The 7,694-nt window shown below is 74.0% G+C and carries 5 protein-coding genes; all 5 read left to right on the top strand.

Annotation, left to right across the window (positions count from 1 at the left end):
- Positions 1 to 1,855: LuxR C-terminal-related transcriptional regulator (locus tag GEV28_RS41155; RefSeq protein ID WP_291419649.1), on the top strand; the 1,855-nt coding region annotated here is incomplete at its 5' end.
- Positions 1,856 to 2,067: 212 nt separating this feature from the next.
- Positions 2,068 to 3,033, top strand: a complete 966-nt coding sequence (locus tag GEV28_RS41150; protein WP_291419647.1) for a hypothetical protein — start codon at positions 2,068 to 2,070, stop codon at positions 3,031 to 3,033.
- A gap of 88 nt (positions 3,034 to 3,121) precedes the next feature.
- Positions 3,122 to 4,930, top strand: a complete 1,809-nt coding sequence (locus tag GEV28_RS41145) for a dynamin family protein (protein ID WP_291419645.1) — start codon at positions 3,122 to 3,124, stop codon at positions 4,928 to 4,930.
- 144 nt (positions 4,931 to 5,074) lie between these two features.
- Complete coding sequence (locus GEV28_RS41140) at positions 5,075 to 6,580, top strand: dynamin family protein (RefSeq protein ID WP_291419643.1); 1,506 nt, start codon at positions 5,075 to 5,077, stop codon at positions 6,578 to 6,580.
- Positions 6,581 to 6,596: 16 nt separating this feature from the next.
- Positions 6,597 to 7,694: Hsp70 family protein (locus GEV28_RS41135; protein ID WP_291419641.1), on the top strand; the 1,098-nt coding region annotated here is incomplete at its 3' end.

The raw sequence follows: 7,694 nt of genomic DNA, 5'->3' as shown, positions 1-7,694 counted from the left end.
GGTGCTGGGCGAGCTGCCCGCGGCCGAGCGCCGCCGGCTGCACGACCGGGTGGCCCGCGCCCTGGCGGCGGCCGGCGCCGACCCGCTGCTCACCGCGGCCCAACTGCGCGCGGCGCGGGTCCTCACCCCGGCCGCCGCGCGGGTCTACGTGCGGGCGGGGGAGCAGACGAGGTTCACCGACCCGGCCGCGGCCATGGCCTGGTTCGACGACGCGGCCGAGTCCGGCGCGGCCCCGGGCGAGGTGATCGCCGGCCGCGCCGAGGCCGGTGCCCTGCTCGGCCTGCGGATCGACACCGACCTCCCGGACCAGGTCCCCCCGGGGACCGCGGCCCGCCTCGCCCTCCTGACCGGCGCCACCGCCACCCACGACGGCCGGGCGGACCGCGCCGCCGAGGCCCTGCTGGCCGCACCACCGCCGGGCCCCCTGCTGGCCGTCCCGGTCCTGGTGAGCACCGGCCGCCTCGCCGAGGCCCGCGCGGTGTTTCCCGGCTGGATCCCGACCCGCGCCGATCCGGTGCCGGGTGGGCATGACGCGCCTGCCGGGGTGGCCGTGCCGGCTGATGTTGTGCTCGGGGGCCGGGTGGCGCCTGCGGAGGTTGGGGTGCCGGCCGATCCGGTGTCGGGTGGGCATGACGCGCCTGCCGGGGTGGCCGTGCCGGCTGATGCCGGGTCCGAGGGGCGTGCCGCGCTCGGCGAGGCGGTGCCCGGCGGGCACGGTGCGGTGGCGCGGCTCGCCGAGGCGGTGTTGGTCGCGGCCGAGGACCCGGATGCCGCGGTGCCCCTTCTCATCGAGGCGGCCGAGGCGCTCGACCGGGCCACCCCCACCGCCGTGCTGCCCGACACGCCGCACGCGATCGGGGCGGTCGTCGCGGTTCTCACCGGGGACCTGGCCACCGCGGAACACCTGCTCAACCGGGCCGGTGGCGGGCCGGCCGCGGCCGAGCGGCACCGGATGCTGCTGGCCTGGGCACGGATGCGGGCCGGCCGTTTCCCGACCGCGCTCGCCGAGCTCGCCCGGCCCGAAGGTGCCGAGCCGCCCGGCCGGGAACGGCTCCTGCGGGCCGCGGTCGCCGCGGGGATCGCGCGCAGGCGGGGAGACATCGCCGGGTTGCGTGCGGTCTGGGCAGGCGTCGAGCCGGCGCTCGCCCGGCGCGCGGTGGACCTCTGGCAGCTCGAGACCGTCGAGGAGCTGCTGGTCGCCGCGGCCCGGCTGCACCAGCGGCGGCGGGTCGAGCCCGTGCTCGCGTTGCTGGAGCGGATGGTGGCCGGGCTCGGCGGGGCGTGGGCGGCGGCGCTGGGCTGGGTGCGCGTGCAGGTCGCCGTCGCGGACGGGGACGCGGCCGAGGTGGCCACGCAGGCGCGGCGGCTCGCCGAGGTCCACGGGGCCGGGCCGCGTGCTGCGGCGCAGGCGGAGGCCGCGAGCCTGTGGGCGGGGTTGCTCGCGGGCGACTCCGTCGAACCGGAGAAGGTGCTCGCGGCGACCGACCGGCTGGCCGAGGTCGAGCTCCCCTGGGAGGCGTCCCGCCTCGCCGGCCAGGCCGCCATCCACGCCACCGACCCGGTCGTCGCCCGCCGCCTGCTCGAACGGGCCCGCGAACTGTCCGAACCGGACGCCGCCACGACGGCCACCGAGCCGCCGACGAAGGTCGGCCACACCGGCGGCCTGTCCGAGCGGGAGCTCGCCGTCGCCCGGCTGGTCCTCAGCGGGAGCACCCACAAGGAGATCGGCGCGCAGCTCTACATCGCGCCCAAGACCGTCGAGCACCATGTCGCGAGGATCCGGTCGAAGCTCGGCGCCGGCTCGCGGGCCGAGCTGCTGGCGACGCTGCGGGAGATCATCCCTGACCCTGGGTGACCGGGCGGACGACGGCAGCGAGAACCCTGGGTCCAGCGGGGATTTCCCGACCATTCCGTGGTTGAAGCGACACGTCCGGGGCCATCCCCGCGATCTACCCCCTAGCGGCCCCCCGACGTCACGGGGGTCTCCCCGATGCCCGGATGTGGTGGTCCACCGCACTCTGGGAATCGCGGCCGACGAAACGCGGGCCGCCCGATCGAGGAGGAACAATGCCCATCAACGTTTCCGAGGTCCTGCAGGAGTTCGTCCGCAACCTGATGACCGACCGCGACTTCGCCGTCCAGTACGCCGAGGACCCGAACGGGATGCTCGCCGCCCAGGGGGTGACCGACCACGACCTGTCCGGTGTGGACGTGCCGGGCACCGTCCGGGATGTGTGCGCGGACCCGTCCGTGCCGCAGGAGACCCGCTCCGCCCTGCAGGGCTACAGCAGCGGCTCCGGCGCCGGCCCGGCGTCGTCCGCCGGCCACACGCAGACCGTCGAGCAGGTCGTGCAGCACCTCAACTACGTCACCTACCAGACCTACGAGGGTGACGACTACGTCACCAACCTGATCGACCAGAGCGTCGACAACAGCGTGGACATCGACGGGCCCGTGTTCGGCGACGTGGACGTCAACAACGCCTCCGGCGACGGCAGCCAGATCATCGACGGCGACAACTTCGGCCAGGCCAACACCGGCGACGGCGCGGTCCAGGCCGGCGACGACGCCTCGGGCGTCAACACCGGGGTCAACACCGGCATCAACGCCGGCGGCGACGTCGAGAACGCGGTGGTCGGCGACGGCAACCAGACCGCCCAGGTAGACGGCGACGCCGAGGGCTCCACGTTCAACTTCGGCGACGGCGACGTCACCAACCTCAACGACGTCGACATCGAGGACAGCGCGGTCGGCTTCGGCGAGGGCGACGTCACCAACGTCTCCGACAACACCCTCGACGACGGCTCGGCCATCGCGGTCGGCGGCAACGCCAGCGGCAGCAACACCGAGATCGAGGACAACGACACCACGGTCACCACCACGGTGGAGGACAACGACACGACGATCAACGACAACGACGTGTCGATCCAGGACAACGACACCACGGTCACCGCCGTGCAGGACAACGACACGACGGTCGTGGACAACGACACGATCGTCAGCGGCGACGACACCACGCTCGCTGCCCAGTAAGGCGATCGACGACGCGAGAGGGGCCGGCCGGGTCCGCCCGGGCCGGCCACTGTCGCGTGTCCGACCCACTGTCTACCCAGGAGCGATCATGACCAAGTCGGCCACCGTCCCGGCCGGTCCCGCGGCCCGCGCCGCGGACGTGGTGGACCTGGGGTTGCGCGCCTGCGAGGCGTTCGACCGGCCGGACCTCGCCGCCCGGCTGACCGAGGCCAAGCGGCGGCTCGCCGACCCGGTGATCCACGTCGTCGTCGCAGGCGAGTTCAAGCAGGGCAAGAGCTCGCTGGTCAACGCCCTCATCGGCGCGCCGGTCTGCCCGGTCGACGACGACGCGGCCACCGCCGTGCCGACGTTCGTGCGGCACGGCGAGCAGGCCGCGGCCCAGCTGTGGGTCGGCGAGACGAGGGAGGCCATCGAGCTGGCCGACGTCCGCAAGCACGTGGTGGAGAGCGCCGGCAACGGCGAGAACGGCATGCGGCGGGTCACCGGGGTCGAGGTCAAGATCCCGCGGGCGCTCCTCGCGAGCGGGCTCGTCCTCGTCGACACCCCGGGCATCGGCGGGCTCGGCTCCGCGCACTCCGCGGCCAGCCTCGCGGCGATCTCCCTCGCCGACGCGGTCCTGTTCGTCACCAGCGCCGCGCAGGAGCTGACCCGCAGCGAGATGGACTTCCTGCTCCGGGCCCGGTCCCTGTGCTCGACCGTGGCCTGCGTGCTCACCAAGACCGACTTCTACCCGGCCTGGCGGCGCATCCGCGAGCTCGACGAGGCGCACCTGGCCGCCGCGGGCGTGGAGGTCCCGCTGCTCACGGTGTCCTCGTCGCTGCGCGCCCGCGCGGTCAAGAGCTCCGACGCCGAGCTGAACACCGAGTCCGGCTTCCCCGCGTTGATCGAGCTCGTCCGCGACCAGGTTGGCGGGTCCGCCGAGCGGCGGCTCGCGACCGAGGCCGCCGCCGAGGTCGTCTCGCTGTGCGACCAGGTCGAGACCGGGTTCGCCGCCGAGCGGACCGCGCTCGCCGACCCGGAGGCCGCGCGGCGCGTTGTCGACGAGCTGACCGCGGTCAAGAAGCACATCGAGTCGCTCAAGACCGCGGCCGCGAAATGGAACCAGACGCTCAGCGACGGGACCGGCGACCTCACCTCCGACATCGACTTCGACCTGCGCTCGCGCATCAAGGAGGTCACCAAGGAGGCGGACGCGGCCATCGAGGACGGCGACCCGGCCGACACCTGGTCGGAGATCGGGACCTGGCTGCAGTCCCGCACCGCGGCGGAGCTCCTCACGAACTACGAGCTGCTGCGCGAGCGGGCCACCTACCTGAGCGAGCGGGTCGGCGAGCACTTCCGGGAAGCCACCGGCGGCATGTACTCCCGGCCCACCGTGCACGACCCGACCCCACTGGCCGGCGCGGGCGAGATCGAGCACGACATCGACCTGAAGAAGATGCGCGCGGTCAAGCAGGCCATGGTCGCGTTGAAGAGCGCCTACGGCGGCGCGGTGATGTTCACCCTGATCGGCAGCATGGTGGGGATCATGCTCGGGCCGATCGGCATCGGCATCGGCCTGGTGATGGGGCACCGCGGGCTCCGCGAGGAGAAGAAGCGGCAGGTGCAGAAACGCCGCGCCGAGGCCAAGAACGCGGTGCGCCGGTACTGCGACAAGGTCACCTTCGCCGCCACCAAGGACTCCCGCGACACCCTGCGCCGGGTGCAGCGCGAGCTGCGTGACCACTACACCGGGCTCGCGGAGGAGCTGAACAAGTCCAATGCCAAGGCGCTGACCGCCGCGACCGAGGCCGCGTCCCGGACCCAGGGCGAGCGGGACAAGCGGCTCAAGGACGTCGACGCCGAGCTGGCTCGGCTGCGACAGCTGCGGGAGCGGGCGCAGGCGGTGGCCTCATGAGCGAGCGTGCGAGCGAGTCAGTGTCACAGGGCGACCGCGAGCGGCTCGACCGAGCCTGTGAGGGGGAGTCATGAGCGAGCGTGCGAGCGAATCAGTGTCACAGGGCGACCGCGAGCGGCTCGACCGAGCCTGTGAGGGGGAGTCATGAGCAAGCTTGCGAGCGAACCATCGGCGCCGCGCCTCATCGACCGGACCCGCGCGGTGCTGGCCCGCGCGATCGACGTCTACCAGGGCACCCCGCACGCCGGGAGGCTCGCCGCCCTGCGGGACCGGCTGGACCAGCCGCTGCGGGTCGCGGTCGCCGGCCGGGTCAAGGCCGGCAAGTCGACGCTGCTCAACGCGCTGGTCGGGGAGCGGCTCGCGCCGACCGACGCGGGCGAGTGCACCCGCATCGTCACCTGGTACGAGGACGGGCACAGCTACCAGGTACGCGCGCACGTCGGCCGGTCCCAGCCGCGCCAGCTGCGGTTCACCCGGGAGAACGGGCAGCTCGACATCGACCTCGGCGGGCTGGCGGCCGAGGAGGTCGACGAGCTCGTCGTGACGTGGCCCGCGCAGGCGCTGCGGGCGGTGACGCTGATCGACACCCCGGGCATCGGGTCGCTGTCCGAGTCGGCCGCGCGCCGGACCTGGGACCTGCTCGTGCCCGACGAGGAGGAGACGCCGGCCGACGCGGTCGTGTACCTGATGCGCCACCTGCACGCCGGCGACGTCGAGTTCCTCCGCGCGTTCCACGACTCCGAGGTGTCGCGGCCCAGCCCGGTCAACGCGATCGGCGTGCTGTCCCGGGCCGACGAGATCGCGGTCGGCCGGCTGGACTCGATGGCCTCCGCGCGCCGGGTCGCCTCCCGGCTGGGCGACGACCCCGACGTGCGGCGCCTCGTCCAGTCGGTCGTGCCCGTGGCGGGGTTGCTCGCGGAGACCGCGGTGACGCTCACCGAGGAGGAGGTCGGGCACCTGCGCACGATCGCCGACCTGCCGGTGCGCGAGGCCGAGGAGCTGCTGCTGTCGGCCGACCGGTTCGTCTCGACCCGGCCGGAGCTGGGCCTCACCGAGCTGGAGCGGACCGCGTTGCTCGCGCGGTTCGGCGTGTTCGGCGTTCGGTTGGCGAGCACGATGCTGCGCCGCAAGGTCGCCGGCACCGCGACGGAGCTCGCCCGCGAGCTGGCCGAGCGCAGTGGGCTCAACCAGCTGCAGGACCTGCTGTCCTCGCTGTTCTTCGAGCGCCGGGACGTGCTGAAGTGCCGCTCGGCGTTGCTCGCCGTGGCCGAGGTGGTGCGCGTCTGCCAGCGCCAGCCCGGCACCGACGGGGTCTCCGCCGAGGTCGAGGCGGTCGTCGCGTCCGCGCACCCGTTCAACGAGCTGCGCGTGCTGTCGGGGCTGCGCGCCGGGTGGGTGTCCGGCAAGGCCGAGGTGGTCGCCGAGCTGGAGCGGGTGATCGGCGGCGCGGGCGGCGCGACCCACCAGCGGCTGCGGCTGGCACCGGACGCGGGCGGCGCAGAGCTCACCGCCGCCGCGGTGGACGCGCTCACCCGCTGGCAGCGGCGCGCGGAGAACCCGCTGACCGCCTACGAGCTCGCGGTCGCCGCTCGGGTGGCCGTGCGGTCGTGTGAAGGCATGTTGGCCGATCTTTCCCAGTCCACCTACTGAGCACCGGAGCCTCGCGATGTACGCACTCGGCATTGACCTCGGCACCACCTTCACCGCCGCGGCCGTATGGCGCGACGGGCGCGCGCAGATCGTGTCACTCGGTGGTCGCGGGGCCGCGATCCCGTCGGTCGTGCTGCTGCGCGAGGACGAGACGTTCCTGACCGGGGAGGCCGCCAACCGCCGCGGGCTCACCGAGCCCAACCGGGTGGCGCGCGAGTTCAAGCGGCGGCTCGGTGACACCACGCCGATCCTGCTCGGCGGCACCCCGCACTCGGCCGAGTCGCTGATGTCCCGGCTGCTGCGCGCGGTGGTCGGGGAGGTCGTGACCCGGGAGGGCGGCCCGCCGACGTCGGTCTGCGTGTCGCACCCGGCCAACTGGGGTCCGTACAAGATCGACCTGCTGCGGCAGGCGGTGCGGATGGCGGACCTCCCCGGCGTGTCGTTCGCCTCGGAGCCCGAGGCCGCCGCGGTGAACTACGCGCAGGACCAGCGGCTCGGCGTGGGCGCCGTCGTCGCCGTGTACGACCTGGGCGGCGGGACCTTCGACGCGGCGGTGCTGCGCCGGACCGCGACGGGCTTCGCGATCCTGGGGGAGCCGGAGGGCATCGAGCGCCTGGGTGGGATCGACTTCGACGCGGCGGTGTTCAACCACGTCCGCACCGCCCTGGGCACCAAGCTCGACGACCTCGACGAGGACGACCCCGGCGCGATCGCCGCGGTGGCCCGCTTGCGCGAGGAGTGTGTGCAGGCGAAGGAGGCCCTGTCGGCCGACACGGATACCGCGATCCCGGTACTACTGCCGTCGGTGACCACCGAGGTCCGGCTGACCCGTGGCGAGCTGGAGGCGATGGTCCGGCCGTCGCTGCACGGTTCGATCGAGGCGTTGCAGCGCGCGGTGCGGTCGGCTGGGTGCACGCCGGACCAGCTCCACTCGGTGCTGCTGGTGGGCGGCTCGTCCCGGATGCCGATCGTGGGGCAGCTGGTGTCGGCCGAGCTGGGCCGCCCGGTCGCCGTGGACACGCACCCGAAGCACGCGGTGGCGCTGGGGGCGGCGTGGTTGGCCAGCGGGGCGACGGCCGCGCCGGGTCGGTCCGGCGGCCCGGGTGCCGGGCTC

The organism is Actinophytocola sp. (assembly GCF_009379765.1).
Lineage (GTDB): Bacteria > Actinomycetota > Actinomycetes > Mycobacteriales > Pseudonocardiaceae > Actinophytocola.
The sequence above is the reverse complement of the archived record's forward strand: the minus strand, read 5'-3'. Positions and strand labels throughout refer to the sequence as shown.